Below are 15,941 nucleotides of genomic sequence, written 5' to 3' on the forward strand. Positions count from 1 at the left end.
AAAGCTTCAAATCCTCTATATTAGGAGTTAAATTTATTAAGAATATTTTTAATTAAGCAGCTACAGTTAGTCTTCCTAGTTAAACCAACTATAATACTACCTATCTTTTCAGAGTTGTGTCTTATATACTTTTTTCTAATCTCAACAAGATTGGTTTGTATAACCGAAATATTCATAGAGTTTAATTGTTTTATTTGATCTTTATCTATTAACACTTGATTTGATCCGTCTTTTTCATACTTTACTAAATCATCGTTATTTATTCTTTCATTATTGGCTATAACTAAATCTATTATTCCATCCTTAGTATGCTTAAGTATAGAATTAATATGATCACAAACATTGTAATTATCAGTTTCTCCTGGTTGAGTCATTATGTTGGATATATAAACTTTAAGAGCATTACTTTTTATTATTTTATCAGAAACTCCGTCTACTATTAAATTTGGTATTATGCTAGTGTATAAGCTTCCCGGACCCATTACAATTATATCTGCATTCTCTATAGCATCCAAAACACCTTGTAATGGTTTAGGTTTACTGGGTTCTAAGTGTATTCTATCAATCTTGGTATCTTGATTTTTTACTTCCTCAGGTATTGCGGATTCACCTCTTACTATATTTCCATTTTTAAGCTGGGCTATTAAATTTATATCCTCTGTTGTTACAGGATATACTTTTCCTGTTAAAGCGAATATATCTGATATTTTAGATACTGCAATTTCTAAGTTTCCGTATATTCCATTCATAGCAGCTAAAAAAAGATTTCCAAAGCTCTGGCCTTCTAACTTTCCTTCTTCAAATCTGTACTGCATTATCTTTTCCATTGTTGGTTCCATATTTGCAAGAGCCAATATACAGTTTCTTATATCTCCAGGAGGCAGCATTCCAAGATCTTCTCTTAACACTCCAGATCCTCCTCCATCGTCTGCAACAGTGACTACAGCAGTTATATTATTTGTAAATTTTTTAAGACCTCTAAGGAATATAGACTGACCAGTTCCACCTCCTATAACAACTACTCTAGGACCTCTTTTAGCTTTCTCTAGAAGTTTTCTTTTTTTTATAGTTTCATAGTTTAAATAGGCTGATACCAACAAGAAAATTATACCTACAAATACCAGCCATGCCCCAAAATTGTACATAGTATCCTCCAATTATCTCAATGTATGATCTCTATGTTTTTTAAGCACACTATAGTTTTTTTCTTTAAGAAAATCATACAACAAATTAGATATTGTGACTGATCTATGTCTACCACCTGTACATCCTATAGCTATAACCAAATGATTTTTACCTTCTTTGATATACTGAGGTATTAAAAAGTCTACCATATCTGCTAATTTTTCAAAAAACTTTATGCTTACATCAGATTTCATAACATATTCTCTAACTACTACCTCATTACCGGTCTTTTCTTTAAGTTCTTCTATATAGTATGGATTAGGTAAAAATCTAACATCAAATACTAAGTCTGCATCCATTGGAATTCCATGTTTAAACCCAAATGAAGTTACAGATATTATTAAATTTGATCGTTCATCTCCATTTGTATAAGATTTATTTATTTCTTCTTTTAAATCCTTCGGTTTCATATTACTAGTATTTATTATATTATTTGATTTATCTTTTAATTCTTTTAAAATCTCTCTTTCTTTTTTTATTCCCTCAACTATATCCGTATTCGATGATAGAGGATGCTTTCTTCTTGTCATTTTATATCTTTTGACAAGAGTATTATCACTACAATCTAAAAACAGTATTTCATATTCATATCCAAATTTTTTAAGCATTTCAAGACTTTCATTTAAATCATTAAAAAAGCTTCTTCCTCTTATGTCTATACCAAGAGCTATTTTTTCAATAGCTCCCTTTGATTGGTAACATATCTCTGCAAACTTTGATATAAGAGTAGGTGGTAGATTATCTACACAGTAAAAACCAATATCCTCTAAAGCCTTCATAGCTTCACTTTTTCCCGCCCCCGATAAACCTGTTACTATTATAAATTTCAATTATTTCATCTCCCGTCTATATTTATAACACTACTTATATCTATGCCAGCTTGTTTTATCCTCTTTATACCACTTATAAAGTTTCCAACATCTTTAGAATCATGAGCATCAGACCCTAATGCAAACTTAACTCCACTATTTTTTAAAAGTTTTAGCTCATCTACTGTTAAATGTCCATGCTTTGAATTCACCTCAAGTGCTGTATTAGTCTTTTTTGCAACTTTTGCTATCTCTAAAAGATCTACGCTTGCTTTTGCACCAGGATGAGTTATTATAAATATATCATTTTTATTCATAGCATTAATAACAGCTTTTGTATTATACTCAATTGCCGATTTCTTTAACAATCCTGTAAAATTAATTAGATGATTTATGCTTCCTTTTATCAATTTCGTTGGAGTTGACCCAAAATGATATCCTGCCATTATATAATCCAAATGTTGTCTTATATTATCATCTACATCTATATTTCCTTCATCATCTAATATATTGGCTTCTATACCCATTAGTATCTCTATATCTTTGTATTTTTCATTTAGTTCATCTATTTCATCTCTCATCTTCTTTATATCTTTATATTTTATGCCAAAGCCCATGTGTTTATATCCATGATCTGATATTCCTACTCTCTTAAGACCTTTATTTATAGCCTCTAATACATTTTCTTCTATAGTTCCTTTTCCATGACTATATACCGTATGAGTATGGTAATCAGCTATAATATTCATAATTATCGTCTCCTTTTTTAATCTTCTCCGACGATTTTAACTTCCTCATTTAGTTCAACCTTAAACTTATCATATACAGTCTTCTTAATGAATTCTATAAGCTCTATTATATCCCTAGCTGTTGCTCCTCCTGCATTAATAACAAAGCCACTGTGCTTATTGGATACTTGAGCTCCTTTTAATTTAACTCCCTTAAGACCACTATCCTCTATAAGCTTACCTGCATAATAGCCCTCTGGTCTTTTGAATGTACTTCCCGCACTCGGAACATTAAGAGGCTGTTTAGTAGTTCTTTTAACTGTTAAATCGTCAAGTATATTTTTTATATCTTCATAATTACCCTTTTCAAGAGATAATGTAACCTCTAGTACTATTAAATTTTCCTTAGTAACCAAACTAGTTCTATATCCAAATTCCATATCTTCATTAGAAATTTCTACTATTTCTCCTTTTTTGTTCAATACTTTCACAGAGCTTACTACATCCTTCATTTCTCCACCATAAGCTCCTGCATTCATTGCAATAGCTCCACCTAATGTTCCAGGTATACCACTTGCAAATTCAAATCCTTTATAACAGTTTTTAGATATATGTTTTGCAAGAGTTGACAATAGTATTCCCGATTGAGCTTTAATAATATTTTCATTTATTTCAAACTTATTATAATTTTTAGCTATTTTAACAACTATACCTCTTATTCCACCATCTTTAACCAAAAGATTTGAACCATTTCCCATTAAAAAGTATGGAATATTTTCTTGTTTTATATATTTTATAATATCTCTTAATTGTTTTTCATCAGTTGGAGTAACTAAAAAATCTGCTGGCCCTCCTATTTTAAATGAAGTATGATTCTTCATAGGCTCATCTACTAGTATATTTTCTCCCCCCATAATTTCACATAATCTATCATATATATTTTGTTTATTCATAATATCCCTCCCAGAAAAATTGTATCAATTTTAAGTATATAACTAAATTAACACAAGGTCAAAAAAATAGAGATACTTTATTATATAAAGTATCTCTTCAAAATGATTTTAAATATAGTATTTTTTAATCTATTTTTAAAGCTATTTATGGATTTTGATAAATTATTTGCAAGATTATTCAAATCTTGAGTTAGACTTGTTACACTTTCTATAGATGTAAGTTGTTCCTCTGTTGACGCTGATACTTCTTCAATTGGCACTAAAGGTTTTTGATTTTTCTTTATTATTTTTAACATAGCAAATATAATAAGCTATAGGTACTATTAAAGCTCCACCTACTATATTTCCTAAGGTCACAGGTATTAAATTTATAGTAAATATATGGGTCCAACTAGTTGATAGTCCAAGTACTTTTCCCATTGGTATGAAAAACATATTTGCTATACTATGCTCATAACCAGATAATACGAATAACATTATAGGAAACCAACATGCAAATATTTTTGATATAATATCTTGTGCAGCAGTAGCCATCCATACAGCTAAAACTACTATTATATTACATAATATTGCTCTTAAAAATAATACTTCAAAAGGTAATGACATCTTAGCTTTTGCTATATTAATACTTAGATTTGTAGCAGACTCAGAAAATAAATTAGCCTTTAATAACACAAACACTAGTAATAGCGAACCTATAAAATTTCCAATATACACTATAACCCAATTTTTAAGAAGTTGTTTTAATGTTATCTTTTTATCCATAACAGCTAAAGTCATAAGATTATTTCCAGTAAAAAGCTCTGCTCCTGCCATAACTACTAGAATAAGTCCAACAGGAAATACTAATGCTCCAAAGAATTTCATCAATCCTACGTCTATATTTTTTAATGTCTGCATTATTACAATATCTCCATAAGCTCCAAACCCAATAAATATACCAGCAAAAGCTCCAAGTATTAACATATGACTTGACTTAAGATTAGCCTTAGCTACTCCGCTTTTGATAGTTGCCTGAGCTACCTCTTTAGGTGTTAAATATCTCTTTTCCATAAAATATCCCCCCAAAAGTATTATATTAATTTATATATATTTTATGCATTTTACCATATTTTTACAATAAATTTTGTTTAATTTTTGTCAATTTTCTTATTAATATTTTTTATATTTATCAAAGTGTTGTTTTTTGTATACAAAATGATATAATTTATAAAGTACTTTTTATTAAAATATAGTTTGAAAGGAGTTTTTATGAATAATAAAAATTATCTAGTACCTGATGAAATAGCTTCTTATACTATTGATACAGGAATAAAAAAAGTAAGTAAGAAATATTGTGTTCAATTTATATTAGGAATATTAGCAGGAGTGTTTATAGCCTTTGCTGCCCAAGGGTCTAATGTTTCAGCTTATGGACTTTGGGCAAAACCTGAAACTTATGGACTTGGAAAGGCAATGGCCGGCGCTTTATTTGGAACTGGTCTTATGATGGTTCTTTTAGCAGGAGCAGATCTTTTCACAGGTAATACCCTTATAATAATGGCCGTTCTTGAAAAAAAAGTTAAATTAAAAGGTATGCTTATAAACTGGACTTTAGTTTACTTAGGAAATTTTGTAGGATCACTTTTGATTGCATTTATGATAGTTAAGTCTGGGCAGCTTCATATGGGAAATAATATGTTAGCTGGTGCCACTATAAAAATAGCCTCTTATAAGGTGTCTTTATCTTTTACAAATGCATTCTTCTTAGGAATTATGTGTAACTGGCTTGTATGCCTTGCCGTTTGGCTTGCATATTCTGCTAAAGATATAACAGGTAAAATACTAGGAATTTTCTTTCCAATATGGTTATTCATAACTTCAGGATTTGAACATAGTGTAGCTAATATGTATTATATAGCTGCTGGAATACTTGCAAAATCAAATCCTCACTATGCACATGCATCTCACTTATCAAAAGAAACTTTATATGCACTTAACTGGAAAAGTTTTATAATAAACAACTTAGTTCCAGTAACTTTAGGAAATATAATTGGTGGTGCTTTCTTTGTAGGATGTGTATATTGGTTTATATACGTAAGAAAAAATAGTCAAACACAAAAATCCTCTATATAAGGATTAAAACCTAGATTTAAGATAAAATCTAGGTTTTTTTATTAAAACTGAGAATAATAATTTTTTATTTCATCGAATCTTTTTTTATTGAGTCCCATATCAGAATATCCAACTCTTGAAGCTGATCTGAAATGAATAATCTTATTTTTTTCATCAAAGTAAAATTCTACATCATCTTTATATTTCATTCCTCCTGTTGTAAATACAGCATGAATATAGTTTTTTTCATTTTTAATTATCTTTGTTCCTTCATAATTATTTATTATATTTACTATTTTAGTTTTTGTTTCTTCTAAATCCCCATTAAATTTAAGTGGCTCAACTTTTTTATCTTCAATATCTGTTTGAGAAGAAACTGCATTTGGTGTGTTTGGCATTTTAGCTAATTTACCATCTCCTACTCCTAAATTTTTAGGTGTTATATTATTTTTTATAAACATAAAGCTTATAATTAAAATTAAAATTATTGAGAATATTTTCATTTTTTTCACTCCTTTTCTAATATACATTTACTTTCTAAAACCATTGATTAATTTTATAAAAGGATTATTTAAAATATTATCAATATAAACCTTTTTCGATATTTTAACCAATATCTCACTATAAGTTGGATAAGGATGAATTACTTTAGATAATTTGGCAAAATTTATTCCTAAGGTTTTAATTGTTTGAATTTCTGAAATTATTTCACCTGCACGGTTTCCTAAAACACTAGCACCTAAAATTTTCCCTTTTTTATCACAAATAATCTTTACAATGCCTAAGTCATCCTCTTTAGTTTTGGCTCTATCAAGATTTTTATAAGTTTCTGTATAAACTCTTATATCATCTTTGTATTTATCTCTTGCTTCTTTTTCTGTAAGTCCAGCTCTAGCAAGCTCTGGTTCAGAAAATGTACACCATGCAACATGTGAGTAATCTATCTTTTTATTTATTGGTAAAACTGCATTTTGAACGGCTGTTATTCCCTGCATATTTGCCATATGAGAGAATTGATAAGGACCTACAACATCTCCTACAGCATAAATATTTTTCACATTTGTCTCTAGATATTCATTAACTTCAATTCCTCTTTTATTAAACTTAACTTCTACTTCTTCTAAGTTTAGATTATTAATATTAGGAGTTCTTCCAAGAGCTAATAATATAGAATCTCCTTCTAATGTGTCAATATTATCGTTTCTCTCAACCTCAAGTATAATTTTATTGTTTACTTCATTAACATTAACTGCTTTAGTTGATGTATAAATGTTTACTCCTTCATTTATGAGTCTTTCTTCTAATAATTTTGCCAACTCATCTTCTTCTCTAAATAATACTGAGTCCATCATCTCTACTAAAGAAACTCTTATTCCCAACCTATTTAGAGCTTGTGATAACTCCACGCCTATTGCTCCTGCTCCTAGAACTATAATATTTTCTGGTAGCTTTTCTTGTGTAAATATATTTTCATTTGTAAGAAAATTAACTTTATCAAGTCCTTTAATGGGTGGTATAAATGGAGATGAACCTGTAGAAATAATTATTTTCTTTCCTTTTATTATATTTCCATTCACATCTAATTTATTTTTGTCTATAAACTTTGCAAATCCTTTTATAAAGTCTATCCCATCCTTTTCTAATACTTGTGGATTTTCTCCTTCATATACATTTTTTATTACCCTACGTACTTTTTCTAAAACTTCACTAGTATCTACTTCTATATCAGCGTATTTCTTAGCTATATAAACATCTTTTGCAATATTTATTAATGCCTTGCTTGGAACACATCCTGACCAAGTACATTCTCCTCCTGGATTATTTCTTTCAATTAATGCTACTTTTTTTCCAAAGCCTTTAGCTGTATAAGCTGCAGTTAATCCTCCTGCACCAGCACCAATTATTACTATATCGTATTCTTTCATAATTAACCTCCAATTTAATATCAAAACTAGTATTATTAATAATACTATTCTAGTACCCAGTATATTGCTTTTGTAACAATTTGATAAATTAATATTAAAATCATTAATAGGGTATACTATTATTGATTTTAATATTAATTTTAATCAAAAAAGGAGTTAAATTATGAAAATTATATATCATTGTGTTGGCGGAACACATTCTTCTGCAGTTGCTACTGCAATTCACTTAAATATACTTCCTAATAATAGAGTTCCTGATTTAGATGAAATAATGAATATTGGCTATTTTGATACTATGCAAAAAGAAGATTTAGGGAATTTATTTTTAAGAGGTATAGATGAATTTGGAAATGAAATATATAGCTTAGGTAGACAATTTAATAAAAATTTAGTTTTAAATACAGTAAAAAGTGCGTATTCTATATCTGATAATAATCCAGATGATATGTTATTTGTAGATACTATGACTACAGTAAATACTCTTATGAAAGTAGGGGGATTCTCATCTAGAAGACTTCATTTAGTTTCATTTGGTAGGCCTATCGTTTTAAAAGGTGCTCAAAAAGCATATGACGATATGATTAATTTAGTAAAGGATACCAAAGAACAATTTCGTTCTTAGGTATCCTTTTCTTATTTTTATAAATTTTAATTGTATTCTATCTTACTTTATAACAGTTCATCTCTACCTTGATAAGCATTACTTAGGATTTGTTCAGCTATCATACGTATATTGCTATCACTATCAGTCAAAGCATTCCTAAAAGATACACCATTATTATTAGATGCAAATGAAGCCATCTGTTCAACTAGCTTATCAATTTGAGATGATAGAATTACTCTATTATCAGATGTATAAACTTCTTCGATTTTATATTTATCATCTTTAAACCAATTTTTAACACTTGTATAATTATATGCGTAATCTATATCTCCATATTGGGAATCAAAGATATATAAATCATCACCCTTTCTCTGATAATATAGATCTTTACTAGTTAATCTGCCATTTATGACAAGTTTATCTCCTTTATCAGCACCTGTATCTTCAATTATATTTCGTCCATACATTCTAGCTATATAAGTATCGTCTCCAGTTCCTCCATATAAGCTATCATTACCTGAACCATCTACTAATATATCGTTTCCTTCTCCTCCATATAGTTTGTTATCGTCAAAACTATAAGAATCCATAATGTAATCATTCTTGCTTGTACCTTGTATATTCTCTTCACCTTGATTACCATGTATATAATTATCTATTTTAACTCCATATTTTACTCTATTCTTTTGCCACTCTAAATCCATATCATATGATTCGTCATAGTCTTTATAACCTGATTTTAATATATTCATTGCTTCATAATATACATTTGATCCATTTAAAGCCTGTACTATAGACATTCCATATTTTGATTCAAATTTAGCAATTTCTTGAATTTGATTTTCTATTTCTGAGGCTGTAATTCTCCTACTCATTCCTGTATAAATAGTTTCTATTTTACCTCCATTATACCAATCTTTTATAGTTCCATATACCTGTCCGTCTGTAAGTTTGATAATTACATCGTCATTTTCTCTTGCAAAATATATATTTTCACGATTTACATCTAATTCTAGCTTATCATTATCTCCCGCTTCATCATAAATAGTTCCTAGTTTTTGATATCCAGTCTTTAAATACATATCATTTCCTTTTCCGCCTTCTAATACTCCCCCTTTTGATTCTAGAATATCATCTCCATCTCCTGCATATATTTTGCTATTTTCTCCTCTAGCTATTAAATAATCATTTTTATCGCTACCTGTTAATACAGCATCTTTTTCAGTTTTTAATAAGTAATTATCTATCCCCAATTCTTTTATACCTGTATGATTTGAATAGCTTTCTCCATAATACTTATTTATATCTACATTTGATTGTTCATATACACTATTTATAATTGATAATGCTGTACTATTATTTTTAATTAAGTCTGCCCAATTTCCATTATCTGGACCAAACGATTTTTCCATTTCTGCTATCATTTTCTTTATTTGAGTAGTTGTAATTTTTTTATTATCAGCAGTATAAATATCAAAATCATTGCCAAAAAGAACTCTAATTTTTCCTGAATGTCCTATACGCTTTATATATAATAAATTACTATTTATTTCAAAATATATTTCTCTAGAACTAGTATTTTTAAGAACTATAGAATCACGATTACTCTCTATGTCATCTCCATCAGTAAGAGTAACTTTTTGTAATCCGTTATACCAGTCTCCTTTAAATCTATAAATATTCCTTCCAGTTCCACCTGATAATTTATTATTTCCATATCCGCCTTCAATGATATCATCTCCATCTCCAGCAGATATTATATCATCTCCATCTCCACCTACTAAAACATCATCTTTATCCGAACCCATTAAAACATCATTTCCTCTACTTCCAACTATTTTCTCTATAGAATATAATCTGTCTATTCCAAGACTACCTTGCGAATTAGCATCATTTCCATCTCTTTTATTAATTAATCTGTAACCATCACGTTCTAACATATGAATAGCATTATCACTATTTTCATAAGTTACAGTGTCAAAGCCTTCTCCTCCATGAAATTCCCCATTACTAGCTCTTTCATTTAATCTTACGCTAGCATCTATTACATCATCACCTTTATTTGCATATATTTTATCATTTGCACTATCCACTAGTTCTATATAGTCATTTCCTTTTGTACCTACTACATAGTTTCCTCTTCCACTATGATGGCTTTTTATTAGTATTCTATGACCATATTTTTCATCATTTTGTATATCTCCATTTTTACTTGTATCAACATATTCTTTCATATTGTACAAATCGCAAAGTTTTGCATACATCTGCTCTTTATCCCAGATAGCTCCATCTGCAAATTTAATTTTTTCTACAAATCCATCAGAAATTCCAATGTAATTATTTTGTGAATCAAATTTATCATGATATCCATTCATAAAATCTTTTAATATAAGTGTATCTTCAGTTCCTTTAACCTTTAAAATAATATCTCTATTATTACCATCAATCTCAATCTCAACATCTGAGGAATTTATATTTCTAAATATTATTGTATCTTCATTTTTATCATTTAATTTGTGCCATTTGTTGAACCATACTTCTTTTTGTGCTTTATTTATAAGGGTATCTTTACCAAAGCCTCTATCAAATATATACGTATCTGCACCAAATCCACCTTCTAGAATATCGTCTCCTTCTCCACCTTCTAAAATATCATCTCCTTCTCCTCCATATAACTCATCATCTCCTTTTCCACCGTATAATTTATCATTTCCAGCATCTCCAAATAAACCATCATTACCGCCTTGACCATAAATATTATCATTACCATCTTGGCCTTTAAATAAGTTCTTTTTATCGTCTCCTTTTATCGTATCACCAAATCTACTTCCCATTATATTCTCAACTTCTCTTATGCTTTCTTGATAAAAAATTGGATCATCATATTTATCTTTTGGTCTTTCTTTTATATCAGCTTTATTTTGTGATAAATCTACATTAACTTCGTAATCTTCCTGTGAAAAGTCAACTGTATCCTTTCCACTTCCTCCAATATATTCATCTTTACCTCTTCCACCTCTAAGTAAATCATCATCTGCTCCACCATCTAAACGGTCATTTCCTTCTCCACCTATAAGTAAATCACTTCCTCCTTTACCCTCTAAATGGTCGTTTCCTTTATATCCGTCTATTTTATTATCTGCACTATTTCCTGTTATCATATCAATTTTCGCTGAACCTATAACATTTTCGATAGAGCTTAAAGTATCTTTTTCCTGCTTCTCACCATCTTTATAAACATGATCAACATAAGCCGTTCCTTCCTCTAGGTTAACATATGCTTCATTTTGCTCGCTTGAAAAATCAATTGTATCACTTCCAGTGCCACCAACATAATTATCATTTCCTTTACCAGATATAAATACATCATTTCCACCATGACCAACTACATAATCGTCTCCTTCTCCACCTTCTAGTTTATTATTTTCATCGTCTCCAAATATAGCATCCATATATTTTGATCCTTTAATATTCTCTATTGATGTTAATTTTTCTTCTCCATCATCTGTAGTTGCTGTTCCTTTTTTTAACTCTACAGTTACTCCACCTTTATCATCAGCAAAGCTTACAGTATCTATTCCTTTGCCTCCATCATAAGTGTCTTGTCCTTCACCACCTATGAATACATCATTTCCACCATGTCCATAGAATGAATCATTTCCTGCTCCACCATTGAACATATTTGCCTTAGAATTTCCTGCAAAATGGTCTGAATACTCACCACCTAAAACTCCTTCTATAGATGATGCTGTATATGTTCTAACAAGTCCGCCTCCACTTCGTGCTTCATCTACATGCATAACATCATCTTCATATATTGCTACTGATATACGTCCATCAGCCTGTCTATAATCTAGTACATCTATGCCTTTACCTCCATCAAGTAGTGTAAATGTACTAGATCCTTTTTGATGAACAAATACGTCATTTCCGCCCATACCATTAATAATATTTCCTGTCTTATCTCCTCCAAATGAATCTCCTGTTTTTCCTATTCTTATATAATCACTTAAATTACTTCCTGTAATTTTATCAATGTATCCGTGTTCATTTTTTCCCCCAAGATAAGTAAGTTTAACTCCTTTTGTATTGCTAAAATCAATCTCATTCCCATGATTTCCACCTATAATTGTTTTCATAATTGTTTTGCCGTGGTTTTCTCCAGTAGCTATTATTTTATTTTTAGAATTCTTATTCAACTCCAGAGCTTCAAAATTCTTTAAATCATATTTTGCATTATTATAAGATCCTAAATCATATTCAACATTGTTTAATTTATATGAATCATTTGATGCATTATAAATACCATCTGTACTTAAAGCAAACAAGCCTGCCATACTAGCCATGTCATTTCCTACACTTCCATCTATAAATATTTCTTTTCTATCATCAGTTTTTCTTTCACTTACTCCAAGAGTTTTAAACATTTCATATATTGCTTTTTTGTATTCTTGTGTATTAGTACCTCCGTGTAGTTGCTCAAGCATTTTATTAATTATTTTTAATGAAGCATCCTCATATTCTCCAGTTCTGTTTAATTTAAAGACATCATTCCCTCCACCTAAATCAATTAATAACTTATTAAATCTATTTTGAGTATTTCCTACTACAAAGTTTACAAGATTGTCAACCCCACTATAATCGACAAGTTTTACTTGATTAAGGTTAAGATAAGATCTGTATTTATTTGAAAAATTAATAAGTGTATATGCATCCATTTTTCCAGAAACATTATCTACCTTACGTGATAATTCAAATACAAGCGATCTACTTCCCTGATTATAATCTTTAAAAATATTAGCATTCTTATGATTGTATGTATCATCGAACCAATAAAGATCATCCATATATGGGTCATGAACAGCACCATGCTCATCTATAATTTTAGTTATATGACTTCCTAACATATCCTTAAAAGTTGCTCCTATTACTCTGACTGTTTGTACTCCTAAACTTTTTTTCATATCATTATAGAACTTTTTGTTTTCTTCACCTTTAGCCATCTGTTTTACACGATCATCATATATATATGAATAGAAGTTTTGATAGCTTCCATATTCTTCCTTTATTTTTCTGATCATATTATTCTCAAGTACTTGAGCATATATAAAGCTAAATTTATTTATTATTGGAGTAGCATTTAAAGAAGCTATTGTGTGATAACTATCTATAATTATTTTGTCTCCATCATTTGTAGCATTATTAGATGCTTCTTTAAGTTTCATTGCTTGAGATATTGACTTTCCATCAGGCATTATTGGTACAAGTGATTCAAGAACATCAGATGCAACCTCCCAGCCAGTGTTTCCTTCTCCCATAGAACTTCCAACAGACTTAAGAATAGTTCCTACAGTATTAGCTATTGCTCCAATTGCAGGACCAAAAGGTGGAGGAAATAAAGCTGCAATATCTCCAACTAAACAAGTTACATCTCCAGCAACAATTAGAGCTTCATCTGTTACATCATCTCCTGACTCTATAGCCTTATGCAATTTATATGAATCATATCCTAACCATGCTCCATCTAATGCTATACCTACACCGGCCATTACATTTGAAAACTTACCTCCGGATTCAGCTCCTTCCAATTGTATATCTTTAGCACTTTTAATATCATCTAAATCAAAGAAAGATATTGTTCCTTGATTTCCAAAATAATCAGAAGCATCTTGATAAGATTTTGTTAATTGACGAAAATCATATAAGCTCTTACCTAAGTCTACTAAATTATAAGCAAGTGTAGGTACCATAAGAGAATCTTCTACTATTTTTAATTTTGTTTTATCATCTTTAAGATCGTTATATACTCCGTTTTTTATATTATTTACAACCCCATATATAAACTGTCCTGTATATGCTGCAGTTGCTATACCAGAAACTTTTGTAAATACACTTCCGTAGTCTTTTATAGTAGTATTTAATCTAATAGAATGAAGTCTATTCACAAGAGTTATCATATTACCAAGAGCTGCTAGTTTATCAGCCTCACTTCCCAAATTAAGCCCTTCTGTTTCAACAATAGCTTTTAGTTTACGACCTCTAATAGAGCTAGGAAGCCCCGCCTTAATACTATCTTCATCCACAATATCCTTAGAAAATTCATATGCAGATTTTAATTGAACTCTAGCATCTTTTAGTAATTTATCCAAATCCAAATCATCATTTACTATACTGTTTTTCATCTTATCTATATCTTCTTGATTTATATAGTTGATTGCTTTTACTTCACTCATTTTTATCTCTCCTTTTAAATTAATTTATCGAATTTCAAAACTTTCCTTTAGGTATTCCATTCCTGGAAGGAAAAATTCTATAACTCTTCTCTTTCCTGTCTTTATTTCTGCTGTACTTGTCATACCAGCTGAGATAGATACATCTTTTTTATTTATTAATATAGTGTTTTTATTTGGTTTAATTTTCGCTTTATATATGTATCCCAGTCTTTCATCCTTGATTGCATCTGGGCTTATATGTACTATTTCGCCTTCTATCGTTCCATATTTTTGAAATGGAAATGTATCTAGCTTAATATCTGCTTTTTGCCCCTCATGAACAAATCCAATATCCTTGTTAAGAATAGATGCTTCTAATAACAAAGACGTATCTTTAGGTACTATAGTTATAATAGGCTTTGCAGATGTAACTACTCCACCTATTGTAGTTGTACCTACTGCAAGAATTGTACCATCTACTGGAGATAAAATCCTTTGCATCGTCAACCTCTTTTCTAGTTTTATCACCTCCTTTTCAAGTTTTTGAATTTCCTTATCCTTGCTGATTATTTGATTCATAATTTCTTTATTGTATTCTGCATCATGAATATTTTTTTGGGTCATATTTATATCTGTTTGCTTTTCATAATAAGCAATTTGTGCTTCTTGCATATTTTTTTCATTAATAGCATTTTCTAAATCATTTTTTCTTTTTTCATACGCTTCCTCTGATACTGCTTCATCTTCAAAGAGCTTTTTATATTTTTCTTCTTCATCTTTTAAAATTTCTATATTCTTTTCTTTTTGTTTTAAACTCTCTTTTGCTATTTCTAGCTCTTCAATACTTTTTTGGTAATTTAGATAGTGAGATTTTTGTTTTTCTAAGAAATCTTTTTCTTTTAGTTCTTTGAACTTTTTATATGTATTAATAACTTCCTGATCTAATAACAAGCTTTTGTTATTCTTAAGCTTATTAATTTTTGAATCATCTCCACTTGCCATTGCTGAGTAAAAATCCTTTTCTAATTTAGCTACTTGAAGAGAATTCTTATATTTCTCAAGTTCTGCTACATTAATATCTGCATCTAATTCAATTAATAGCTGCCCTTTTTTAACGCTTTCTCCTTCTTTAACATGTATATTTCTAATTATCCCTCCCTCTAAGGACTGAATAACCTTAACATTTCCATCAGGTACAATTTTTCCTCTTGCAACAGCAATTTCATCTACTTTACTGACAAAAGACCATATAATAGCTGTCATTATTAATATAAAAACTAACCAAATAGTAAGACCTCCAAGAGGTGATGCTGGTGTTTCAATAATTTCTAATGCTGAGGGTAAAAACTCTGTTTTTATATCCTTTTTCCAGTTTAGTTTTCCATCTTTTACAATTGATTTGATACCTTTTTTATTCAATAAATCCACCTC

Annotated in this window: 12 protein-coding genes; 2 read left to right on the forward strand and 10 right to left on the reverse strand. The window is 29.6% G+C overall.

Annotation, left to right across the window (positions count from 1 at the left end):
• Nucleotides 1-20 precede the first annotated feature (20 nt).
• The 6 genes from N4A48_RS00740 to N4A48_RS00765 form a co-directional block, all read right to left on the reverse strand.
• Complete coding sequence (locus tag N4A48_RS00740; RefSeq protein WP_293663760.1) at nt 21-1,145, reverse strand: gluconeogenesis factor YvcK family protein; 1,125 nt, start codon at nt 1,143-1,145, stop codon at nt 21-23.
• Between the two features lie 12 nt (nt 1,146-1,157).
• Nucleotides 1,158-2,015, reverse strand: a complete 858-nt coding sequence (gene rapZ / locus N4A48_RS00745; RefSeq protein ID WP_293663761.1) for an RNase adapter RapZ — start codon at nt 2,013-2,015, stop codon at nt 1,158-1,160.
• 5 nt (nt 2,016-2,020) lie between these two features.
• A complete protein-coding gene (locus N4A48_RS00750) occupies nt 2,021-2,743 on the reverse strand; it encodes a PHP domain-containing protein (RefSeq protein ID WP_293663762.1) in 723 nt (240 codons plus the stop codon).
• A 17-nt stretch (nt 2,744-2,760) separates the two neighbouring features.
• Nucleotides 2,761-3,675 carry a UDP-N-acetylmuramate dehydrogenase gene (gene murB / locus N4A48_RS00755; RefSeq protein ID WP_293663763.1) on the reverse strand — a complete coding sequence of 305 codons (915 nt, stop codon included), beginning with the start codon at nt 3,673-3,675 and terminating at the stop codon, nt 2,761-2,763.
• Between the two features lie 80 nt (nt 3,676-3,755).
• Entirely contained in the window at nt 3,756-3,971 is a 216-nt protein-coding gene (locus N4A48_RS00760) for a hypothetical protein (protein ID WP_293663764.1), read from the reverse strand.
• Nucleotides 3,925-4,728 carry a formate/nitrite transporter family protein gene (locus N4A48_RS00765; RefSeq protein ID WP_293663765.1) on the reverse strand — a complete coding sequence of 268 codons (804 nt, stop codon included), beginning with the start codon at nt 4,726-4,728 and terminating at the stop codon, nt 3,925-3,927. Before N4A48_RS00765 ends, N4A48_RS00760 begins: the two co-directional genes overlap by 47 nt.
• Before the next feature lie 198 nt (nt 4,729-4,926).
• On the opposite strand from N4A48_RS00765, the gene N4A48_RS00770 reads away from it, so the two are divergent.
• A complete protein-coding gene (locus N4A48_RS00770) occupies nt 4,927-5,790 on the forward strand; it encodes a formate/nitrite transporter family protein (protein ID WP_293663766.1) in 864 nt (287 codons plus the stop codon).
• A gap of 41 nt (nt 5,791-5,831) precedes the next feature.
• Here the strand turns inward: N4A48_RS00770 and N4A48_RS00775 are convergent, their stop codons facing one another.
• Both N4A48_RS00775 and N4A48_RS00780 read right to left on the reverse strand, forming a co-directional pair.
• Nucleotides 5,832-6,272: a DUF1499 domain-containing protein gene (locus tag N4A48_RS00775; RefSeq protein WP_293663767.1), complete on the reverse strand. Its 441-nt coding sequence runs from the start codon at nt 6,270-6,272 to the stop codon at nt 5,832-5,834.
• 27 nt (nt 6,273-6,299) lie between these two features.
• A complete protein-coding gene (locus N4A48_RS00780; protein WP_293663768.1) occupies nt 6,300-7,694 on the reverse strand; it encodes a dihydrolipoyl dehydrogenase family protein in 1,395 nt (464 codons plus the stop codon).
• 163 nt (nt 7,695-7,857) lie between these two features.
• Between N4A48_RS00780 and N4A48_RS00785 the strand changes: the two genes are divergently transcribed.
• Nucleotides 7,858-8,316, forward strand: a complete 459-nt coding sequence (locus N4A48_RS00785) for a DUF3189 family protein (RefSeq protein WP_293663769.1) — start codon at nt 7,858-7,860, stop codon at nt 8,314-8,316.
• Between the two features lie 47 nt (nt 8,317-8,363).
• On the opposite strand, the gene N4A48_RS00790 is transcribed toward N4A48_RS00785, so the two are convergent.
• Nucleotides 8,364-14,531, reverse strand: coding sequence for a calcium-binding protein (locus tag N4A48_RS00790; RefSeq protein WP_293663770.1), 6,168 nt, complete (start codon nt 14,529-14,531; stop codon nt 8,364-8,366).
• A gap of 24 nt (nt 14,532-14,555) precedes the next feature.
• On the reverse strand, nt 14,556-15,929 hold the full coding sequence (locus N4A48_RS00795; protein WP_293663771.1) for an HlyD family type I secretion periplasmic adaptor subunit: 1,374 nt from the start codon (nt 15,927-15,929) through the stop codon (nt 14,556-14,558).
• Nucleotides 15,930-15,941 lie beyond the last annotated feature (12 nt).

The sequence above is a fragment of the Tepidibacter sp. genome (genome assembly GCF_025210165.1).
Lineage (GTDB): Bacteria > Bacillota > Clostridia > Peptostreptococcales > Peptostreptococcaceae > Tepidibacter_A.

Coding starts and splice junctions, on each gene's coding strand:
- N4A48_RS00740 (WP_293663760.1), bottom strand. CDS start 1,145: ATGTACAATTTTGGGGCATGGCTGGTATTTGTAGGTATAATTTTCTTG.
- N4A48_RS00750 (WP_293663762.1), bottom strand. CDS start 2,743: ATGAATATTATAGCTGATTACCATACTCATACGGTATATAGTCATGGA.
- murB (WP_293663763.1), bottom strand. CDS start 3,675: ATGAATAAACAAAATATATATGATAGATTATGTGAAATTATGGGGGGA.
- N4A48_RS00760 (WP_293663764.1), bottom strand. CDS start 3,971: ATGTTAAAAATAATAAAGAAAAATCAAAAACCTTTAGTGCCAATTGAA.
- N4A48_RS00765 (WP_293663765.1), bottom strand. CDS start 4,728: ATGGAAAAGAGATATTTAACACCTAAAGAGGTAGCTCAGGCAACTATC.
- N4A48_RS00770 (WP_293663766.1), top strand. CDS start 4,927: ATGAATAATAAAAATTATCTAGTACCTGATGAAATAGCTTCTTATACT.
- N4A48_RS00775 (WP_293663767.1), bottom strand. CDS start 6,272: ATGAAAATATTCTCAATAATTTTAATTTTAATTATAAGCTTTATGTTT.
- N4A48_RS00780 (WP_293663768.1), bottom strand. CDS start 7,694: ATGAAAGAATACGATATAGTAATAATTGGTGCTGGTGCAGGAGGATTA.
- N4A48_RS00785 (WP_293663769.1), top strand. CDS start 7,858: ATGAAAATTATATATCATTGTGTTGGCGGAACACATTCTTCTGCAGTT.
- N4A48_RS00790 (WP_293663770.1), bottom strand. CDS start 14,531: ATGAGTGAAGTAAAAGCAATCAACTATATAAATCAAGAAGATATAGAT.